This window comes from Streptoverticillium olivoreticuli subsp. olivoreticuli (genome assembly GCF_003391135.1).
GTDB lineage: Bacteria > Actinomycetota > Actinomycetes > Streptomycetales > Streptomycetaceae > Streptomyces > Streptomyces blastmyceticus.
In genome coordinates this window covers 6,552,235-6,571,378 of record NZ_CP031455.1, presented here as the reverse complement: position 1 = coordinate 6,571,378, position 19,144 = coordinate 6,552,235, and the positions used below count along the sequence as shown (strand labels likewise).

The following is a 19,144-nucleotide window of genomic DNA, read 5'->3' as shown; positions in this document are numbered from 1 at the left end:
CCGCAATCCGGGACACTTTGCCCAATCTGTCGTGTGCCCGGGGAAAGGACGCGACGCCATGTCGGACGCTGCACCGTCCCGCCGCGGGACCACCCGCCGGGGGACGACCCCCGGACCTCTGTTGTCCTCGGTCCGTGCCGCCCAGGCCGGTGCCGCGCAGCGGACGGACGCCGCCGAGGCGGGGCTGCTGGCATCCCTGGTGCCGCTGCTCGCGGAGTGGCTGCCCCGGCAGCGGTGGTTCGCGGGAAAGGGCCGTCCGATCACCGGCTTCACCCTCGTCACGGCGACCGAACTGCTCCCCCACACCACGGGTACCACGGCCCCCGGTCTGCTGCACCTGCTCGTGCGGGCCCACCAGACCGGCTCCCCCACGGCCCGCCCGGGCCCCCTCGACGCGCCGGGCCCCGCCGTGCACGCCGGCACCGACGACTGCTACCAACTCCTGCTCGGCATCCAGGACGTGCTGCCGCCCCACCTGGCCCCCGCGCTCATCGGCCGCCCCTCCGGCGGCCCCCTGCACGGCCGCACCGTCTACGAGGGCCTCGCCGATCCCCGGCTCGCGTCCCTCCTCCTGGAGCGGCTGCGGGTGCCCGGCCGGCTCGGGCCGCTGCGCTTCACCCGCGAGGAGGGCGCCGTCATCGCCGCCGGGCTGACCCCCAAGCTGCTCGCCGCCGAGCAGTCCAACTCCTCGGTCGTCTACGGCGAAACGTATATCCTCAAGCTCTTCCGTCGCGTCTGCCCCGGCACCAACCCCGACCTCGAACTGCCCCGCGCGCTCGCCGCGGGCGGCTGCGCCCGGGTCCCGGCGCCCGCCGCGTGGTTCGAGGCCGAACTGCCCGGCCCGGACACCGAACCGCTGACGCTCGGCGTCCTCCAGCCCTATCTGCCCGGTTCCGCCGACGGCTGGCAGCTGGCGCTGAGCGCCCTCGCCGTGCGGGCCGACTTCACCGCCTCCGCGCGCGCCCTCGGCCACGCCACCGCCGAGGTGCACGGCGCGCTCGCCGAAGCGCTGCCCACCGTCGTCCTGCGCCGCCCCCAACTGGAACACCTGGCCGCCGCGATGACCCGGCGCCTGGACGCCGCCGCCGACGCCGTGCCCGCCCTGCGCCCCTACCGGGCCGCGCTGCGCGGCGCGTACGACGAACTCGCCGCGCTCGGCCGGGCCGGGCGCACCTGGCGCGCCCAGCGCATCCACGGCGACCTGCACCTGGGGCAGGCGCTGCGCACCGCAGAGGACGGCCGCTGGGCCCTCATCGACTTCGAGGGCGAACCGGCCCGCCCGCTGGCCGAGCGCTGCCGCCCGCAGCCCGCAGCCCGGGACGTCGCGGGCATGCTGCGCTCCTTCGACTACGCGGCCGCGGTCGGCCGCGCGAGCGGCAGCACCTGGTCCGTGCGCGCCCGCGCGGCCTTCTGCGAGGGCTACGCGACCGTGCACGGCGACCCCCGCGAGGACCCCGAACTGCTGCGCGCCCACGAGACGGACAAGGCCGTCTACGAGGTCCTCTACGAGGCCCGCCACCGCCCGGACTGGCTGCCCGTGCCGATGTCGGCGATCCGCCGGCTGGCGGATTCCCCGGCGGCGGGCGAGGCTGTTGCGGGAGCGGCGCGCCCGGGCGGCGGCGCGCCCGGGCGCACGGACGAAGGGCCGGAGCGCGAGACGTCCGCATGACGAACCGGAGCCCAGCACCACCGATCCGCCCTCCGGCCTCCGCCGGGGGAAGCCCGAGGAGGACCGCCCAGTGACCGCTCGTCCCCCGTCCAGCCGCCCGTCGCCCGAGCCGGGCGCGGGCCGCCCCGAAGGCCCGTCCGGGATCCCGGCCACGTTCCTGCCGGCCCGGGCCCGCACCGGGCCGTCCGGCACGGTCGCCACGCCGGGCGAGGCCACCCGAGCGGCTTCGGGCGGCGGCCCGGACAGAACCGGTACGGACAGCGGGCCGGGCGAAGGCGCCCGCGCGGCTTCGGGGGGCGGACCGGGCAGAACCGGTACGGGCGGCAGGCCGGGCGAAGGCGTCGGCGCGGCTTCAGGCGGCGGGACCGGTGGGGCCCGTACGGGCGGCGGTCCCGCCAGGAGCGGCCGGGCGGCCTCGGGCGACGGGTCCGGCACCGCTCCGGCGGGCGGCGACGGCCCGGCCGCGGGCCCGGGCGACAGTCCCGCCGACGCCCCGCACATCGCCACCGGCGGCCCGGCCGCAGGCCACCGCACCCAGCCGGCCCGCACCGCGGCAGCCGCGGCGCACCGCGGTGTGCGGCCCGCCGAACCGCTCGGTGACGAGGAGCGCGGCCGGCTGCTGCACGGCGCCCACCACGACCCGCACGCGCTGCTGGGCGCGCACCCCGTGCCGGGCGGCATCGCGTTCCGGGCGCTGCGCCCGTTCGCCCGTTCGGTGGAAGTCCGCGCCAAAGGGTTGCGGGCGATGCTCCACGACGAGGAGGACGGCCTCTTCGCGGGCGTTCTCCCCCTCCGGGAGATCCCCGACTACCGCTTCCTGGTGACCTACGACGACGCGGAGCTGGAGGTCCACGACCCGTACCGCTTCCTGCCCGCGCTCGGCGAGCTGGATCTGCACCTGATCCGCGAGGGCCGGCACGAGGAGCTGTGGCGGGCGCTCGGCGCGGAGCCGATGACGCACGAGGGCGTCGACGGCACCCGCTTCAGCGTGTGGGCGCCGAACGCCCAGGGCGTGCGCGTCGCCGGCGACTTCAACTACTGGGACGGCACGGGGCATCCGATGCGGTCCCTGGGCGGTGCGGGGGTGTGGGAGCTCTTCCTGCCGGGCATCGGCGAGGGCGCGCTCTACAAGTTCCAGATCACCCGCCCCGACGGCTCGCACACGATGCGCGCCGACCCCATGGCCCGGCGCACCGAGGTGCCCCCGGCCAACGCCTCGATCGTGCACGCGTCGCACCACACATGGACGGACGGCGAGTGGCTGGAGCGCCGCGGCGGGCGGCCGGTGCACGAGGCCCCGTTCTCCGTCTACGAGGTGCACCTGGCGTCCTGGCGGCCGGGCCTGTCCTACCGCAAGCTGGCCGAGCAGCTGCCCGCGTACGTCAAGGACCTCGGCTTCACGCACGTGGAGCTGATGCCGGTGGCGGAGCATCCGTTCGGCGGCTCGTGGGGCTACCAGGTCACGGGGTTCTACGCGCCGACGGCGCGGCTGGGCACGCCCGACGACTTCAAGTACCTGGTCGACGCCCTGCACCGGGCGGGCATCGGGGTGCTGATGGACTGGGTGCCCGCGCACTTCCCGCGCGACGACTGGGCGCTGGCCGAGTTCGACGGGCGCCCGCTGTACGAGCACGGGGACCCGGCGCGGGCCGCGCACCCCGACTGGGGCACGCTGGAGTTCGACTACGGCCGCACGGAGGTCCGCAACTTCCTGGTGGCGAACGCCGTCTACTGGTGCCAGGAGTTCCACATCGACGGGCTGCGTGTGGACGCCGTGGCCTCGATGCTCTACCTCGACTACTCCCGCGAGGAGGGCCAGTGGACGCCCAACGTCCACGGCGGCCGGGAGAACCTCGACGCGGTGGCCTTCCTCCAGGAGATGAACGCGACCGTCTACCGCCGCTGCCCCGGGGTCGTCACCATCGCCGAGGAGTCCACCGCCTGGGACGGCGTCACCCGCGCCACCCACCACGTGGGCGCGGGCGGCTTCGGCGGCCTGGGCTTCGGCCTGAAATGGAACATGGGCTGGATGCACGACTCGCTGGTCTACATCTCCAAGGAGCCGGTCCACCGGAAGTACCACCACGGTGAGATGACCTTCTCCATGATCTACGCGTACAGCGAGAACTATGTGCTGCCCATCTCGCACGACGAGGTGGTGCACGGCAAGCGCGCGCTGGTCTCGAAGATGCCGGGCGACTGGTGGCAGCAGCGGGCCGACCATCGCGCGTACCTCGGCTTCATGTGGGCCCACCCCGGCAAGCAACTGCTCTTCATGGGGCAGGAGTTCGCCCAGGGCGCCGAGTGGTCCGAGGGGCACGGCCCGGACTGGTGGCTGCTCGACCCCTCGTACTCCGCGGAGGCCGACCACCGGGGCGTGCGCGACCTGGTGCGCGACCTCAACCACGTCTACCGCCGGACGCCCGCGCTGTGGCAGCGCGACACCGTGCCCGAGGGGTTCGAGTGGGTCGACGGCGACGCGAGCGAGGACAACGTCTTCGCCTTCCTCCGCTACGACGCGGAGGGCGCGCCGCTGCTGGCGGTCTCCAACTTCTCACCAGTGGTCCGCCACCACTACCCCCTCGGGGTGCCGGCCCGGCCGACGGCGTGGCTGGAGGTCCTCAACACGGACGCGGAGCGGTATGGGGGGTCGGGGGTCGTGACGCCGGACCCGGTGAAGCCGGAGGCTACGCGTCATCATGGGCGCCCCGCGAGCATCACGGTGACTCTGCCGCCGTTGGCGACGGTGTGGTGGCGGGGGGCGTAGCGCCCGGCATACGCCTGCGGCGGGCTTGTTCCCCACCCCGCCCCTTCCCGTAACTGGGGCTCGTGCCCCAGACCCCCGGGTGCGGGTCCGCTACCGCCTGCGGCGGGAGCGGCCTGCGGCCGCGTCCTCAAACGCCGGACGGGCTGAATTCAGCCCGCCCGGCGTTTGAGGACAGCGCGCGAAGCGTGCTTCGGGGTCTGGGGCGAAGCCCCCCACGCGGCGGAGCCGCAAATCGGATGCAGCCGGGAAGGGGCGGGGCGGGGCTGGGGAACAAAACAGCGGTGCCTCGCACCTCCGGGTGGAGATACGAGGCACCGCGCGCAGCGCGAAGAACGTCAGACCTTCTCGTCGACCTTCTGCTCCGACTCGGCCGAAGCGGCGGCAGCCGCAGACGCCCGCCGCGGCAGAAGCACGGCCACAACCACCGTACCGACGCCGAGAATCACCGCGCCCACCACACTCGTGTGCGCGACCGAGTCCGCGAAAGCCTTGTGCACGGCCTCGACCACCGACTGCGCCTGCTGCGCGCCGAGCGCCGCCGCCTTCTCCGCCCCCACCTTGGGCGCGGCACCGGCGGCCACCTGCTTGCCGACCTCCTTGGCGACGACCAGGCCCGCGCCGACCGAGTCCTGCGCGGCGGACAGGGCCTTCTCCGGGAGCTTCGGACCACCGGCGGCGGCCGTCTTCGCGGCGGCGTCGGCGAGGTTGGAGGAGTAGGTCTTCGCCAGCACCGTGCCGAGGATGGCGATGCCGAGCGAGCCGCCCAGCTCGATGGAGGTGCTGTTGACCGCGCCGCCGACGCCGAGCTTGTCCTCCGGGAAGGAGCCCATGATGGCGTTGGTGCAGGGCGACAGGGACAGGCCGATGGCCAGGCCCAGGATGATCAGCGGCCAGATGAAGTCGTCGTACGTCGAGTGCGCGTCGACCCGAGTGAGGAGCGCGATCGCGACCGTACCGACGGTCATGCCGAGCGCGACGGTGACCTTCATGCCGACCTTCGGGGTCAGCAGGGCGGTCAGCGCGCCGCCGACGAACACGGCACCGGCCAGCGGCAGCATCCGGATGCCCGTGTCGAGCGCCGAGTAGCCGAGGACGAACTGCAGGTGCTGGGTCAGGTAGTAGAAGGTGCCGAAGACCGCGAGGAAGAACAGGGCGACGGCGAGCGTGGAACCCGCGAACGCGCGCTCGGCGAAGCGGCGGACGTCGAGGACCGGGCGCGGGTGGCGCAGCTCCCAGACGATGAAGCCGACCAGGCCGACACCGGCGACGACGGCGGCGGCGATCGCGTTGGTGCCCCAGCCGAAGTGGGGGCCCTCGATGATCATGTAGATGAGGGAGCCGACCCAGATGACGGACAGCAGACCGCCGATGTAGTCGATCTTGTCGACGCCCGACGCCTTGGACGGCGGTACGAGCAGCAGCGCGCCGACGATGCCGACGACGGCGATCGGCACGTTGATGAGGAACGTCGACGCCCAGCCGTGGTCCTCCAGCAGCGCGCCCGCGACCAGCGGGCCGACGGCGATGGCGAGTCCGGCGGTGGCCGTCCAGATGGTGATGGCCTTCGCGCGCTCCTCGCGCGGGAAGGTCGCGGCGAGCAGCGACAGGGTCGCCGGCATGATCATGGCCGCGCCGATGCCCATGACGGCGCGGGCGGCGATGACACCGGAGGCGCTGTCGACCAGCGAACCGGCGACGGACGCCGAGCCGAAGACGAGGAGGCCGAGGACGAGCGCCCCGCGGCGGCTGTACTTGTCACCCACGGCGCCGAGGATCAGCATCAGCGCGGCGTACGGCACGGTGTAGCCGTCGATGACCCACTGCAGGTCGGAGCTGCCCAGACCGAGGTCCTTGACCATGTCCGGAGCCGCGACCGTCAGGGACGTGTTGGCCATGACGATGATCAGCAGGCTCAGGCAGAGAACGCCGAGAGCCGCCCAACGCCGCTTGTACGGACCGTCCATCTTGTCGACCGGAGTCGACATCGCGAGGCCCATCGGCCCCCCTTTCGGAATTACACACTGCTGTGCAACTTACACAGCAGTGTGCAATTTACGCCCGTGGGCGGCGGTGTGCAAAATGAGGGCCGGGGCTGCGTCGGGCATCCCCCTCGACCGAGAAGAGACCCAATGGCCGGGAGAGCGGACGCCAATCGACGCCGCATCATGGACGTCGCACTCGCCGAGCTGCTGCGCGACCCGGACGCGAGCATGGATCAGATCGCCCGCGCGGCGGGGGTCGTACGGCGCACGGTCTACGGCCACTTCCCCAGCCGCGAGGCGCTGATCGGCGCCCTCGTCGACGACGCGGCGGAGGCCGTGGGGGCGGCCCACGCCGCCGCCGTGCGCGGGGTCACCGACCCGGCGGAGGCGCTCGCCCGCTCGATCCTCGGCGTCTGGGAGATCGCCGACCGCTACCGCCTGCTGATCTCCCTGGCCCAGCGCAGCGTGACGATGGAGGGCATCCTCAAGCGCCTGGAGCCGGTGCGGCGCGCGGGCGCGGCACTGCTGCGACGCGGCCTGAAGGAGGGCCGCTTCACCTCCCCGCTGCCGGCCGACGCCCTGATGTACGTACGCGAGCAGGTGATCTTCGGCCTGATGCAGGCCGTCAACGACGGCGTCCTGGCCCCCGAGGAGGCGGGCCGCTCGGCGGCGGTCACGACCCTGACGGCGTCGGGCCTGCCGGCGGACGAGGCGGCGGAGCTGGTGGCCCGCCTGCCGTAGGGACGTCAGGCGCGCATCAGTTCGCCGAATTCCGTGAACATCTCGGTCACCGCCGCGTCCGCCGCCGAGGACTTGTCGGTGAAGCTCATGAAGCCGTGGACGAGGCCGGGGTACAGGCGCTTTTCGACCGGCACCCCGGCGTCGGCGAGCGCGTCGGCGTAGGCCAGGCCCTCGTCCCGCAGGGGGTCGAGGTCGCCGCAGGCGACGACCGCCGGGGCGAGGCCCGTGTGGTCGCGGGCGAGGAGCGGGGAGGCCGGGGGCTGGTCGGCCGTCGCGGGAGCGGCTTCGGCGAGGTAGAGCCCGGTGACCATCTCGACCTCGGCCGTGGTCAGCAGATAACCCGTGGCGTTCTCGGTGCGCGAGCGGTGGCCGCCCTTGCCGCTGAGATCCGTGGCCGGGTACGCGAGGAGCTGGGCCGCCAGCGGCCGGCCCTCGTCCCGGAAGGCCAGGGCCACCCCGGCGGCCAGGTTCCCCCCGGCGCTGTCCCCCGCCACGGCCAGCACGCCGCCGCCGTAGTCGGCGATGTGGTCACCGACGTGACTCGTCACCGCCACACAGTCGTCGAAGCCGGCGGGGAAGGGGAACTCCGGGGCGAGCCGGTAGCCCACGGAGACCACGACCGCGCCCACGTCCCGGCACAGCCTGCGGCAGATCCCGTCATGGGTGTCGAGGTCGCCGACGACGAAGCCGCCGCCGTGGAAGAACACGACGGTGGGCACCGGGCCGTCGTCCTCGGGCCGGTAGACCCGCGCCGGCACCCCGGCGATCCGGTCGTCCTCGACCGCGCCGACCCCGATCGGCGGGTCGGGGGCGACGGCGAGCGAGAGCATCCTGTTGCCCGCGCGCATCTCGGCGACGGTGGGCGGGGTGGCGGGCGGCGGCCCGTCGACACCGAACTGCTTGAGCAGGGCCGCGATCTCCGGATCCATGGACATGATCAGACCTTCCGGGCGCATGGGGCATAACGCTGTCGGACAGGCCCAGCATAGGCAGCCCGGGCCGCCCGGTCAGGGTGTGGCGGACGGCGTCGGCCCCTCCATCTGTTCGCTGATCCACTGGATCGGGCCGAGGCCCAGGTTGGGGGCGTACGTCGCGCCGTCGTGCTTGCCGCCCTCGATCACGTGCAGATCGGTGTGGACCGGGCCCTTGCCGTAGGTGGCGATGAATTTCTTGACGTCGGACATGGTCTTCGCGTTCTCCCGGGTGCCGACCTGGAAGGCGAGATAGACGTCCGGCCCCTTGTTCGCGATCAGCCGCTTGGCGAGCACCTCGGGGTTGTTCTCCCGCATCTCCTTCTCGTGGCCGCGCCAGAGCGGGGAGTCGGGCACGATGTCCGGGCCGTTGGCTATGACGGCCTTGAATTTGTCGGGGTGCTTCAGCACGGCCTTGAGGCCCGCGAATCCGCCCGTGGAAGAGCCCATGAACGACCAGCCGTCACGCGACTTCAGGGTGCGGAAATTCGCCTTCATCAGGTCCGGCACGTCCTCGGTGAGCCAGGTGCCCATCTTCGCCTGGCCGGGTATGTCACTGCCGTCCCAGTAGATTCCCTTGTCGTCAGGACCCGGGTTCAGCACCGGCATGGCCAGCAGGAACGGCTTGCTCTTGCCCTCGCTGTACCACTTGGAGATGTTCTCCTGGAGCTTGAAGCCGCCCATCCAGTAATTGGTGCCGTATCCGGGACCGCCGGGCAGGGCGATCATCACCGGGAAACCGCTCTTGGCGAACTTCCGCTCGTCCGTGTATTCCTTCGGCGCCCAGACCCACACCTTGCCCTTGAAGCCGGACTTCTTGCCGTCGAGGGTGACGACGCTGATGTGCGTGCCGTCGTCCAGCGTCCGCACGTTCTTGAAGTCGGCGTCCGGACCAGTCGGCATCAGCGTCCGCGAATCCGTGGGCTGCTCGCCCCTCTCCTCGGCCGCGCCGTAGCTGACCGGGTCACCCTTGTCCGTGAAGGGCGGTATCTCGAAGTAGCTCATGACGGGCCACGCGATCAGCCCGAGCGTGGCTGTCGACGCCACCACGACGATCCAGCGTCGGGCGCGCGATGCGCGGCGGCGGCCCCGGGACCCGTAAGTCCCGGAAGGTGAATGCGTCAATGTCTCGCTCCGGATCGTTCCGCGGCCCCGGAGGCCGCGCCAGCCTGGTGTGCCCTGGTGGATGGCCGGATCGGAGCAAGACGTTCCTTATGTGCGGAATGACGTACACCACATCCCCATGAACGCATGGATCCCAGAGATACGCGCGCGTACCGGGCATTCGACGTACAGCGGACGGCGCATCGCCGGGCCGCGCCGGTCGCGGGCGCGCTCGCCGGTGCGGCTCACACCTCCTCCCGCATCAGCCTCAGGTACACCACCGAGAAGAGCGCGCCCACCAGCAGCAGGAGCAGGGCGATCGCCGTGCCGTAGCCGATCAGGGACTTCAGGAACGCCTGGTCGTACATGAACACCGGCAGCGTCTGGCTCCGGTTGCCCGGACCGCCGCGGGTCATCGCCCAGATGAGGCCGAAGACCGAGAGCGTCTGGAGGGTGTTGAGCATCAGGTTGGTGGCGATCGAGCGGCGGATCATGGGCAGGGTGATGTGCCAGAACCGGCGCGGCCCGCTCGCGCCGTCGACCTCCGCCGCCTCCGTGACGTCCCGCGGGATCTCCGACAGGGCGGCGGAGTAGACGAGCATGGAGAAGGCCGTGCCGCGCCACACGTTCGCGAAGGAGACCGCGAGGATGGGCAGCGTGAACAGCCAGTTCTGGGTGGGCAGATGGAGCCAGTCGAGGACCGCGTTCAGCGTGCCGCGGCGGTTGAAGAACGTGTAGAGCAGGAAGCCCGCCACGATCTCCGGGAGCACCCACGCCCCGATCACGATCGAACCGGTCAGCGCCCGCACGGGCCGCGACGCCCGCCGCATCAGCGCCGCGAGCGCGAAGCCCAGCGTGTTCTGGCCGACGATCGAGGACAGGACGGTGAAGACGAAGGTCAGGAACACCGCGTTGCGGAAGCTGTCGTCGGCGAACGCCCGCCGGAAGTTGGCGAACCCCACGAAGGAGGCGGACGCCTGGCCGGTCAACTGGGTGTCGGTGAAGGCGAGATAGACGCAGTACGCGATGGGCCCGGCGAGGAAGAGCAGCAGCAGGGCCGTCGCGGGGGCGATCGGCAGCCACCGGAGTGCGCCTCCGCGGCGCCGACCGGGGCGCACGGCGGACGGCCCGCCGCGCACGGGAGGCGATCCGGCGCCCGCCATCTCAGCGCTCCTCGACGCTCACGCCGGAGATCGACTTCAGCGCCTCGTCATAGCGGCCAGCGGCCTTCGCCGCCGTGGCGTCGCCCGTCGTGACCGACTCCATGGCCTCCCTGATCGCGCTGGACACCTGCGGATAGACGGGCAGCGCGGGCCGGTAGTGCGTGTTCCTCACCAGGCCCGTGAAGAAGCCGATCCCCGGCATGGACGTCAGATAGGTGGGGTCGGCCGCCACGTCGTCCCGCACGGCGATCTGCGCGTCCCGTACGTCCCACTTCACCGCGTTGTCCTTCGTCTGGAGCGTCTCGATCGCCTGCCAGGCGAGGTCCGCGTTCCCTGACTTCGCGGTGACCGACCACGTCCAGCCGCCGGACATGCTGACGGCGCCCGGCGCGGCGCCATTCTGTGTGGGGAAGGGCGCCTGGCCCATCACCTCCGACCACTGCGGCCACGGCTTGCCGCCGGACGGCAGCCAGTTCTTGCCCAGCCAGTTGCCGTCGAGGTCGATGGCGAGCCTGCCCGACGGGATCCACTCGGTGGCGACATGGCTGTCGACGTTGGGGTCCAGCGCGTCCGAGGGGTCCGGCCCGAGCTTCTCGGCGTACACGGTCCGGACGAACTCCAGCGCGTCCTTGAAGCCACGGCTCCCGGCGATCCACTTCTTCGCCGCGGGATCGTAGAGGGGGTCCTTCCCGGACCCGCCGCCGGACCCGTCCCCGGTTCCGTACAGCAGCATCTCGAAACCCTGCATGGTGGCGGCCTCGCCGGGGCCCTTGCCGGTGTAGACGTTGAGGGGTGTGACGCCAGGCAGGGCGCGCTTGACCCTGCGGGCCGCGTCGAGCACGTCGGCCCAGGTCCGCGGCCGCCAGTCGGCGGGCAGCCCGGCCTTCGCGAAGAGCTCCTTGTTGAACCAGAGCCCCCTGGTGTCCGTCCCGTCGGGCACCCCGTACGTCCTGCCGTCCTCCGCCTTCACCGCGGCCTTCGCGGAGGCCGCGAAGCGGGACCAGTCCTTCCAGTCCGCGAGCTTGTCGTCGAGCGGTCTCAAGTACCCGGCCTTGCTGTCGGAGTTGATGACGAACGTGTCCTCGCGCACCACGTCCGGCGCGGTCTTGGCCGACCGCATCATCTGCTGCACCTTGGAGTAGTAGTCGGCCTGCGCCGCCTGCACGGGCACGAGCCGCATCTTCTTCCCCGGGTGCTCCCGCTCGAACTGTTTCTTCACCTCCCCCAGGTAGTCGTCCATGATCCGGTTCTTGTTGTCCGTGGTGCGCTGATAGGCGACCTTCACGGTGTCGGGGTCGCCGTGGCTCCCGCCGCAGGCGGTGAGGGGCGCGATGACGACGACGGCGAGGAGCATGGGGGTGGTGGGGCGCACGGGTACGACCTCCTGGGGTGCGAACCTCGGCGAACTGTCCGGCGGTGTTCTCCCCAGCCCCGCCCCTTCCCGAAACTGGGGGGGGCAAGGCCCCCCAGACCCCCAGGGGTGCGCAATCCAGCCCGTGGGGGCACCTCCCAGCGGTAGCTGGGGGAGTTTGAGGACGTGCCCGAAGGGCGCTCCCGCCGCAAGCGGCAACGAACCCGCACCCGCTACGGCCGCGACAGCCACCGATAGCGCAACTCCGGGCGCCCCACCTGCCCGTACTGCGGCGCGCGCACCGCCCGGCCCATATGGACGAGGTGTTCCAGATAGCGCCGCGCAGTGATCCGTGAGATGCCCAGCGTCGTCGCCGCCGCGCCCGACGACACGCCCTCCGGACCGGCGTCGCGTATCGCCGCCGTGACCGCCTGGAGCGTGTCCAGGCTCAACCCCTTGGGCAGGGCGGCCGGCTGGGGCGCGCGCAGGGCGGCGAGGGCGCGGTCGACCTCTTCCTGGCCGCTGGCCTCGCCGACGACCGCCCGGAACTCCGCGTAGCGGACGAGCCGGTCGCGGAGGGTCGCGAACGTGAACGGCTTCAGGACATACTGCACGACCCCCAGCGAGACGCCCTCGCGGACGACGGCCAGGTCACGCGCCGAGGTCACCGCGATGACGTCCACGGCGTGCCCGGCGGAGCGCAGGGAGCGTACGAGCCGGAAGCCGTGCCCGTCGGGCAGATAGAGGTCGAGGAGCACGAGGTCGACGGCGGTCCGCTTGAGGAACTGCGAGGCGTCGCCCCGCGTGTGCGCGACCCCGGCCACCGTGAAGCCGGCCACCCGCCGTACGTACAGCGCGTGCGCGGCGGCGGCCACCGGGTCGTCCTCCACGACAAGTACGCGTATCGGCCGGTCGGCCGCCTGCGGGCTGCTCACGGTCGCGCTCCCGCCCGTACGCGCAGGGGCAGCCGTACGGTGAACTCCGCTCCCCCGCCCGGCGCGTCGGCGACCGTGACCGTACCGCCGTTGCGCCCGGCGGCCTGCCGGACGAGCGCGAGCCCGAGGCCGCGGCCGTGCGCGGCGGCCTCCTGCGGCCCGGCGGCCTTCGTCGTCCAGCCCCGCCGGAAGACGTCGTCCACGATGTCGGGCGCGACCCCGGCGCCGTTGTCCGCGACGCGCAGCAGCAGTTCGTCGCCGTCGGCCCGCACGGTGACGGTGACGTACGCGCGGCGCGCGGCCGCGGAGCCGCGGTTCGCCTCCTCGGACGCCGCGTCGACGGCGTTGTCGATCAGATTGCCCAGGACCGTGACCAGGTCCCTGGCGGGGAGACCGGGCGGCAGCAGGCCGTCGTCGATGCGGGTGTCGGGGGCCAGGAGGAGTTCGACGCCGTGCTCGTTGGCCTGGGCGGCCTTGCCGAGGAGGAGCGCGGCGAGCACGGGTTCCGCGACGGCGGCGACGACCTGGTCTGTGAGGGCCTGGGCGAGTTCGAGCTCGGCCGTCACGAAGTCGACGGCCTCGTCGGCGCGGCCGAGTTCGATCAGGGACACCACCGCGTGCAGCCGGTTCGCGGCCTCGTGCGCCTGTGAGCGCAGCGCCTCCGCGAAGCCGCGTACGGAGTCCAGTTCGCCCGACAGGGCCTGGAGTTCCGTGTGGTCGCGCAGGGTCACCACCGTGCCGCTGCGCTCCCCGCCCGACACCGGCGAGGTGTTGACGACCACGATCCGGTCGGCGGTCAGGTGCAGCTCGTCCAGGCGCGGCTCGGTGGACAGGAGGGCGTCGGTGAGCGCGGGCGGCAGGCCGAGGGCGGTGACGCGGCGGCCGATCACCTCGCCGTCCAGGCCGAGGAGTTCCCGTCCTCCGTCGTTGATCAGTGCGATGCGCCGCTGTCCGTCCAGCATCAGCAGCCCTTCGCGCACGGCGTGCAGCGCGGCCTCGTGGTAGTCGTGCATCCGGCTGAGCTCGGTGGCGTTCATGCCGTGGGTGTGGCGGCGCAGCCGGGCGTTGAGGACGTACGTGCCGGCGCCGCCGAGCGCGAGCGCGCCCACGGCGACGCCGAGCAGGCCGATGAGCTGCCGGCGGATCTCGGCGCTGATCGCGTCGACGGTGATGCCGGCGCTGACGAGAGCGATCACGCGGTGCCCGTCGGTGACGGGCGCGACGGCCCGTACGGACGGACCCAGCGTCCCGGTGTACGTCTCGGAGAAGGTCCGGCCGTCCAGCGCGGGCCCGGTGTGACCGAGGAACCGCTCGCCGATGCGGTCCGGGTCGGGGTGGGTCCAGCGGGTGCCGTCCCGGTCCATGATGGTCACGAAGTCGACGTCCGTGTCGCGGCGGACCCGCTCGGCGTACGGCTGGAGCGCCGCCGCCGGGTCCGCCGACCGCACCGCGTCCCGCACGGCCGGGGACGCCGCCACGGCCACCGCCGCCGCCGTCACCTGGCGGCGCGCGGACTCCTCGGCCTGGCCGCGGTCGGCGGCGTACGCGAAGGCCGCGCAGCCGGCCACCACGGCGGCGACCAGCACGGTCTGCATCGCGAAGAGCCGGCCGGCCAGGCTGTGGGGGCGGCGTATGCGGGGTTTGCGCATGGCGGACAGTCTGACCTGGGCAGGGTCATGAACGTAATGCACGCAAGGGTGACCACGGTCACATGGGCGTGCATAGTCGCCGGAGCCCCACTCGTCGGGAGAGGGGGCCGTCCCGGAGCCACCACAACTCCTGGAGCCGCAAGAACGGGGAGAGACCCATGGCCACGCAATCCGCACCGCAGCCACCGCCGGGCCGTCCGGCGAAGTCCGGCCGGGACCGTACGCACTACCTCTACCTCGCGGTGATCGCGGCGGTGCTCGTCGGCGTCGCGGTCGGCTTCGCCGCGCCGGGCGTCGCCGTCGAGCTGAAGCCGCTGGGCACCGGCTTCGTCAACCTGATCAAGATGATGATCTCGCCGATCATCTTCTGCACGATCGTGCTCGGCGTCGGTTCCGTGCGCAAGGCGGCCAAGGTCGGCGCGGTCGGCGGGCTCGCGCTCGGCTACTTCCTCGTGATGTCGACCGTGGCCCTCGCCATCGGCCTCGTGGTCGGCAACATCCTGGAGCCGGGCAGCGGGCTGCACCTGACGGAGTCGTTGCGGCACGCGGGCGAGGCGCAGGCCAAGGGTGCGAGCGAGTCGACCGCCGACTTCCTGCTCGGGATCATCCCGACCACCATGGTCTCCGCGTTCACCGGCGGCCAGGTCCTCCAGACGCTGCTGGTGGCGCTGCTCGCGGGCTTCGCGCTCCAGGCGCTGGGCACGGCCGGCGAGCCGGTGCTGCGCGGCATAGCCCACATTCAGAGGCTCGTCTTCCGCATCCTGTCCATGATCATGTGGGCGGCGCCGGTGGGCGCGTTCGGCGCGATGGCCGCCGTGGTCGGGGCGACCGGCGTGGACGCGCTCAAGTCCCTCGCCGTCATCATGATCGGCTTCTACACCACCTGTCTGCTCTTCGTGATCGTGGTGCTCGGCACGCTGCTGCGGCTGGTGGCCGGGGTGAACATCTTCGCCCTGCTGAAGTATCTGGGCCGGGAGTTCCTGCTGATCCTGTCCACCTCCTCCTCCGAGTCCGCGCTGCCGCGCCTGATCGCGAAGATGGAGCACCTGGGCGTCAGCCGCCCCGTCGTCGGCATCACCGTGCCCACGGGCTACTCCTTCAACCTCGACGGCACGGCCATCTATCTGACGATGTCCTCGCTCTTCGTCGCCGAGGCGATGGGCCAGCCGCTCTCCGTGAGCCAGCAGATCTCCCTCCTCCTCTTCATGATCGTGGCGTCCAAGGGCGCGGCGGGCGTGACCGGCGCGGGCCTCGCGACCCTCGCGGGCGGCCTCCAGTCCCACCGCCCCGAACTGGTCGACGGCGTCGGCCTCATCGTCGGCATCGACCGCTTCATGAGCGAGGCCCGCGCGCTGACCAACTTCGCGGGCAACGCGGTGGCGACGGTCCTCATCGGCACCTGGACGAAGGAGATCGACGGCGCCCGCTGCCGCGAGGTGCTCGGCGGCCGTATGCCGTTCGACGAGTCCTCGCTCACGGGCGACGACGGGCACGGTGCGGTGCCGCAGCGGAAGGAGCCGGCGGGGGTGTGATCCCCTGGATTCGCCCGGTGAATATGCTGGCTTGTCGGCAGGTACAGCGGGATCATCGCGGGATGGATCTGCGCGGAGCGAAGGTATTGATCACGGGTGCCACCGGCGGGATCGGGCAGGCGCTGGCCGTGGCCCTGGCCGCCCGAGGTGGCGAGGTGGTGCTCACCGGGCGCCGTACGGACCTGCTGGAGCCGCTGGCCGAGAAGCTGGGCGGCCGGGCCGTCCCCGCCGACCTGGCCGACCGGGGCGCGGTCGAGGAACTGCTGGAGGCGGCGGGCGAGATCGACGTGCTCGTGGCCAACGCCGCGCTGCCCGCGACGGGCCTGCTGGCCGACTTCTCCATCGGCGAGATCGACCGCGCGCTCGACGTCAACCTCCGTGCGCCCATCGTGATGGCGAAGCTGGCCGGGGAACGCATGGCCGCCCGCCGCCGCGGTCACCTGGTCTTCATCTCCTCGCTCTCCGGCAAGACCGCGTCCGGGCAGGCGTCCCTCTACAACGCCACCAAGTTCGGGATGCGCGGCTTCGCCCTCGCACTCCGCGAGGACATGCGGCCCCACGGCGTCGGCGTCTCGACCGTCTTCCCCGGCTTCATCAGGGACGCGGGCATGTTCGCCGACTCCGGCGCGCCCCTGCCCCGCGGAGTCGGCACCCGCTCCCCCGAGGACGTGGCGCGCGCGACCGTACGGGCCATCGAGAAGAACCTCGCCGAGGTGGACGTGGCCCCACTGAACCTGCGCCTGGCCGCCCTCTTCGGCAGCGCCGCCCCGGGCCTGTCCGCCGCGGTCCAACGCCGCATCGGCGCCGACAAGACGTCCGAACAACTCGCGAAGGGCCAGCGCGACAAGCGCTGACGCGATGCGTCACCCCAAGTACGCCTGCGCGCGCTGCTCCCGGTAGTGCTGGAGCCTCAGCCGCTGGGTGTGATGCATGGGCAGGGCGTCCAGCTCGTGCGGGGCGACGAAGCGGAGTTCTGTCGACTCGTCGGAGAGGGCGAGCGCGCCGCCGACGATCCGCGCGGTGAAGACGACGGCGAACTGCCGGCGCACTTCGCCGTCGCTGTACGCGATGACATTCCGAGGATCGGTGTACGTACCGACGAGCCCCGTGATCTCAACGTCGAGCCCGGTCTCCTCCTTGACCTCTCGCACGGCCGCGCCGGGCAGCGAATCGGTCATCTCCATGCCACCACCGGGCAACGCCCACAGCCCACTGTCGGCCCGCCGCTGCAGGAGCACGCGCCCGTGCTCATCCGTGACGACGGCAGCCGCCGCGACGACGAGGGAGTTGGGGGCGGGGGCGCGGGGGTCGTCGTAGTGGTCTGTGCGGGACACGGTGGTCAGCTTGTCGCGAAGTAGTCGCCGAGCATCTCGCCCGTCCACGCCGGCTGACGCACCTCGCCCCTCGGCCCCATTTCCTCGAACCAGGGCTTGATGTCGATCACCGGCGTGCCGTCCACAGCGTCGAGATCCTCGACGTGCAGATCGAGCCCGTCGACCTTGAGCAGGCGGCACCGCGACACCCCGAGCCGATTGAAGCGGCGCATGTTCCGGTGCCCGAAGGTGCCGACTTCCGGCCAGTCCGGGTTGTCGCGCGGGCGGCGCGCGGCGAGATTCAGGTCGGACGGGTCCGTGAGGTGGAAGTGGAAGACGATCTCAAGGTGGGAGAACTCGTCGAGCCCTTGCGTGGCCTGCGGAGGGAAACGGTCGCCGTCGATACGGATGATCGCTTGCGCACCGCCCCAGTAGTCGTCGGTGGGTTCCACGCGCCCGCCGACGACGTGGGCGACGGGGACGATTTGAATGCCCTGACCTGTCATGTCAGTCATACGGCCTGTCCTCTCGATCGGGTCATGGGCTGTTCGAATTCGTGCCAGGACTGCTGCGACGGCAAGTGGAGTTGGGTACGGAGGCTTCGGGTCGCCGCGGGTCATGGGGACACCGTGCCACAGAGCAGGCTTTGACTCACCGGACAGGCGACCACAGGTACCGTTCAAGAACAGGCGACGTTCCAGGTTCCAGAACGGAGTTGACTCGACTATGCAGTGGAGCGACTACACCAACGGGCAGCGCATCAAGATCCTACGGGGCGAGGACGTACGCCAGTCCGACCTCGCGGAGATGACGGGCCTGTCCATCGTCACCATCCAGAAGGCCGAACAGGACAAGCAGTTCACCCTTCCCACCTTGATGGCGATCGCCGATGCGCTCAGCGTCGACACCTCCGTCATCCTCGGACAGCAAGCGCCCCGGCGGGCCATGCGGCGAGATGACCGCATGATGCTCCGGGCGCTGTCACAGGCTGTGCACGACACGGCCGCCGGCCTCCTCCCGGACAGCATCGAGGCCCCAGCCGAAGCCGGGCTTCAGGATGCGATCGACCGTTGCTGGAACCTCTACTGGAAGGGTCACTACAGCGAGGCCGGAGCGATCACCGCACCCCTCGTCGCCCAAGCAGCAGCCCACCTTCACATTCAGCCTGTCGGCGAGCAGGCCGAGGCGTGGGGCCTTCTGGCCGACGCCTACCGACTCGCGGCCTACGTCGCAAATCTGGTGGGTGCGAGGGATCTCGCCTACGCGGCTATTGGGCACGCGCAGTCAGCTGCCGAGAGTTCGGCCGACGGGCTACGCCCCGCGCTGGTGGCCTCGGGGCGTTCCTGGGTCTACCTGCGTGACGCACGGCTGCCTGCCGCCCTCGCTCTCGCCGAGAAGGCCGCAGTCGACATCGAGCCCCGGTTCTCCAAGGCGACTCCCGAACAGCTCACGGTCTATGGCTCGCACGTGAATTTCGCCGCCGTTGTTGCCTCCCGGATGGGAGACAAGGACCGAGCGGCGGCTTTCCTGTCCCAGTCGCACGCCACGGGGGCGCGGATGGGAAACGAACACCGAGCCCACGGAACGCTGTTCGGTCCGGTGACGGCAACCACGCAAGCAGTCGGAATCAACGTGGCTTTGGGGGAGACAGGGAAAGCTCTCGCGCTGGCTGATGCCATCACGGACACCTCCCAACTCACCGAAGCGGCTCGTAACCGGTATGCCATGGACAAGGCCATGGCGATGGCCGACGCAAAGATGTGGGACGCGTCCCTCGACGTCCTCGAGAAGGCGCTGACCGAAGCTCCCCAGTGGGCTCGGCACCAGGCCCTGCCGGGCGTCATCGTGCAGAAGGTCGATCGCGCTTCCACCGCGCGCCTGCGCCGCGTGTCCAAGCTGATCGGCGTACGCCCCGGGATTGACGGCTTCTCGCCTGCGACCAGGAGGACCGCCCTGTAACCGGACAG

The 19,144-nt window shown here is 71.7% G+C and carries 15 protein-coding genes; 6 read left to right on the top strand and 9 right to left on the bottom strand.

Annotated features, from left to right (window positions below):
- Positions 1 to 58: 58 nt before the first annotated feature.
- Entirely contained in the window at positions 59 to 1,669 is a 1,611-nt protein-coding gene (locus DXZ73_RS29265) for a maltokinase N-terminal cap-like domain-containing protein (protein ID WP_162890373.1), read from the top strand.
- Between the two features lie 70 nt (positions 1,670 to 1,739).
- Positions 1,740 to 4,436, top strand: coding sequence for a 1,4-alpha-glucan branching enzyme (gene glgB, locus DXZ73_RS29260; protein ID WP_240351537.1), 2,697 nt, complete (start codon positions 1,740 to 1,742; stop codon positions 4,434 to 4,436).
- 335 nt (positions 4,437 to 4,771) lie between these two features.
- Here glgB and DXZ73_RS29255 read toward each other — a convergent pair whose 3' ends face one another.
- Positions 4,772 to 6,433: an MFS transporter gene (locus DXZ73_RS29255; RefSeq protein WP_116214009.1), complete on the bottom strand. Its 1,662-nt coding sequence runs from the start codon at positions 6,431 to 6,433 to the stop codon at positions 4,772 to 4,774.
- A 132-nt stretch (positions 6,434 to 6,565) separates the two neighbouring features.
- On the opposite strand from DXZ73_RS29255, the gene DXZ73_RS29250 reads away from it, so the two are divergent.
- Positions 6,566 to 7,159, top strand: a complete 594-nt coding sequence (locus DXZ73_RS29250; protein WP_116214008.1) for a TetR/AcrR family transcriptional regulator — start codon at positions 6,566 to 6,568, stop codon at positions 7,157 to 7,159.
- 5 nt (positions 7,160 to 7,164) lie between these two features.
- Here the strand turns inward: DXZ73_RS29250 and DXZ73_RS29245 are convergent, their stop codons facing one another.
- The 6 genes from DXZ73_RS29245 to DXZ73_RS29220 form a co-directional block, all read right to left on the bottom strand.
- Positions 7,165 to 8,094: an alpha/beta hydrolase gene (locus DXZ73_RS29245; RefSeq protein WP_116214007.1), complete on the bottom strand. Its 930-nt coding sequence runs from the start codon at positions 8,092 to 8,094 to the stop codon at positions 7,165 to 7,167.
- A 72-nt stretch (positions 8,095 to 8,166) separates the two neighbouring features.
- A complete protein-coding gene (locus tag DXZ73_RS29240; RefSeq protein WP_240351806.1) occupies positions 8,167 to 9,186 on the bottom strand; it encodes an alpha/beta hydrolase in 1,020 nt (339 codons plus the stop codon).
- A gap of 293 nt (positions 9,187 to 9,479) precedes the next feature.
- The gene (locus DXZ73_RS29235) at positions 9,480 to 10,397 is read right to left on the bottom strand and encodes a carbohydrate ABC transporter permease (RefSeq protein ID WP_116214006.1); all 918 of its coding nucleotides are present in this window, start codon (positions 10,395 to 10,397) and stop codon (positions 9,480 to 9,482) included.
- 1 nt (position 10,398) lies between these two features.
- Positions 10,399 to 11,769 carry an extracellular solute-binding protein gene (locus tag DXZ73_RS29230; RefSeq protein WP_240351536.1) on the bottom strand — a complete coding sequence of 457 codons (1,371 nt, stop codon included), beginning with the start codon at positions 11,767 to 11,769 and terminating at the stop codon, positions 10,399 to 10,401.
- Positions 11,770 to 11,981: 212 nt separating this feature from the next.
- Positions 11,982 to 12,683, bottom strand: coding sequence for a response regulator (locus DXZ73_RS29225; protein ID WP_116214005.1), 702 nt, complete (start codon positions 12,681 to 12,683; stop codon positions 11,982 to 11,984).
- Complete coding sequence (locus tag DXZ73_RS29220; RefSeq protein ID WP_116214004.1) at positions 12,680 to 14,332, bottom strand: sensor histidine kinase; 1,653 nt, start codon at positions 14,330 to 14,332, stop codon at positions 12,680 to 12,682. Before DXZ73_RS29220 ends, DXZ73_RS29225 begins: the two co-directional genes overlap by 4 nt.
- 158 nt (positions 14,333 to 14,490) lie before the next feature.
- Between DXZ73_RS29220 and DXZ73_RS29215 the strand changes: the two genes are divergently transcribed.
- Positions 14,491 to 15,864 carry a cation:dicarboxylate symporter family transporter gene (locus tag DXZ73_RS29215; protein WP_116214003.1) on the top strand — a complete coding sequence of 458 codons (1,374 nt, stop codon included), beginning with the start codon at positions 14,491 to 14,493 and terminating at the stop codon, positions 15,862 to 15,864.
- A 62-nt stretch (positions 15,865 to 15,926) separates the two neighbouring features.
- Positions 15,927 to 16,718, top strand: coding sequence for an SDR family NAD(P)-dependent oxidoreductase (locus DXZ73_RS29210; protein ID WP_116214002.1), 792 nt, complete (start codon positions 15,927 to 15,929; stop codon positions 16,716 to 16,718).
- A 9-nt stretch (positions 16,719 to 16,727) separates the two neighbouring features.
- Here the strand turns inward: DXZ73_RS29210 and DXZ73_RS29205 are convergent, their stop codons facing one another.
- On the bottom strand, positions 16,728 to 17,198 hold the full coding sequence (locus DXZ73_RS29205; RefSeq protein WP_116214001.1) for an NUDIX hydrolase: 471 nt from the start codon (positions 17,196 to 17,198) through the stop codon (positions 16,728 to 16,730).
- Between the two features lie 5 nt (positions 17,199 to 17,203).
- On the bottom strand, positions 17,204 to 17,692 hold the full coding sequence (locus tag DXZ73_RS29200) for an SAM-dependent methyltransferase (protein WP_116214000.1): 489 nt from the start codon (positions 17,690 to 17,692) through the stop codon (positions 17,204 to 17,206).
- Positions 17,693 to 17,903: 211 nt separating this feature from the next.
- Here DXZ73_RS29200 and DXZ73_RS29195 point away from each other — a divergent pair, with 211 nt between their 5' ends.
- A complete protein-coding gene (locus tag DXZ73_RS29195) occupies positions 17,904 to 19,136 on the top strand; it encodes a helix-turn-helix domain-containing protein (RefSeq protein ID WP_116213999.1) in 1,233 nt (410 codons plus the stop codon).
- The last annotated feature ends 8 nt before the right edge of the window (positions 19,137 to 19,144 follow it).

Excerpts from the sequence above, each read along its gene's own strand:
- DXZ73_RS29250 (WP_116214008.1), top strand. The coding sequence starts at position 6,566 with ATGGCCGGGAGAGCGGACGCCAATCGACGCCGCATCATGGACGTCGCA.
- DXZ73_RS29235 (WP_116214006.1), bottom strand. The coding sequence starts at position 10,397 with ATGGCGGGCGCCGGATCGCCTCCCGTGCGCGGCGGGCCGTCCGCCGTG.
- DXZ73_RS29255 (WP_116214009.1), bottom strand. The coding sequence starts at position 6,433 with ATGGGCCTCGCGATGTCGACTCCGGTCGACAAGATGGACGGTCCGTAC.
- DXZ73_RS29265 (WP_162890373.1), top strand. The coding sequence starts at position 59 with ATGTCGGACGCTGCACCGTCCCGCCGCGGGACCACCCGCCGGGGGACG.
- DXZ73_RS29220 (WP_116214004.1), bottom strand. The coding sequence starts at position 14,332 with ATGCGCAAACCCCGCATACGCCGCCCCCACAGCCTGGCCGGCCGGCTC.
- DXZ73_RS29200 (WP_116214000.1), bottom strand. The coding sequence starts at position 17,692 with ATGACTGACATGACAGGTCAGGGCATTCAAATCGTCCCCGTCGCCCAC.
- DXZ73_RS29245 (WP_116214007.1), bottom strand. The coding sequence starts at position 8,094 with ATGTCCATGGATCCGGAGATCGCGGCCCTGCTCAAGCAGTTCGGTGTC.
- DXZ73_RS29210 (WP_116214002.1), top strand. The coding sequence starts at position 15,927 with ATGGATCTGCGCGGAGCGAAGGTATTGATCACGGGTGCCACCGGCGGG.
- DXZ73_RS29195 (WP_116213999.1), top strand. The coding sequence starts at position 17,904 with ATGCAGTGGAGCGACTACACCAACGGGCAGCGCATCAAGATCCTACGG.
- DXZ73_RS29215 (WP_116214003.1), top strand. The coding sequence starts at position 14,491 with ATGGCCACGCAATCCGCACCGCAGCCACCGCCGGGCCGTCCGGCGAAG.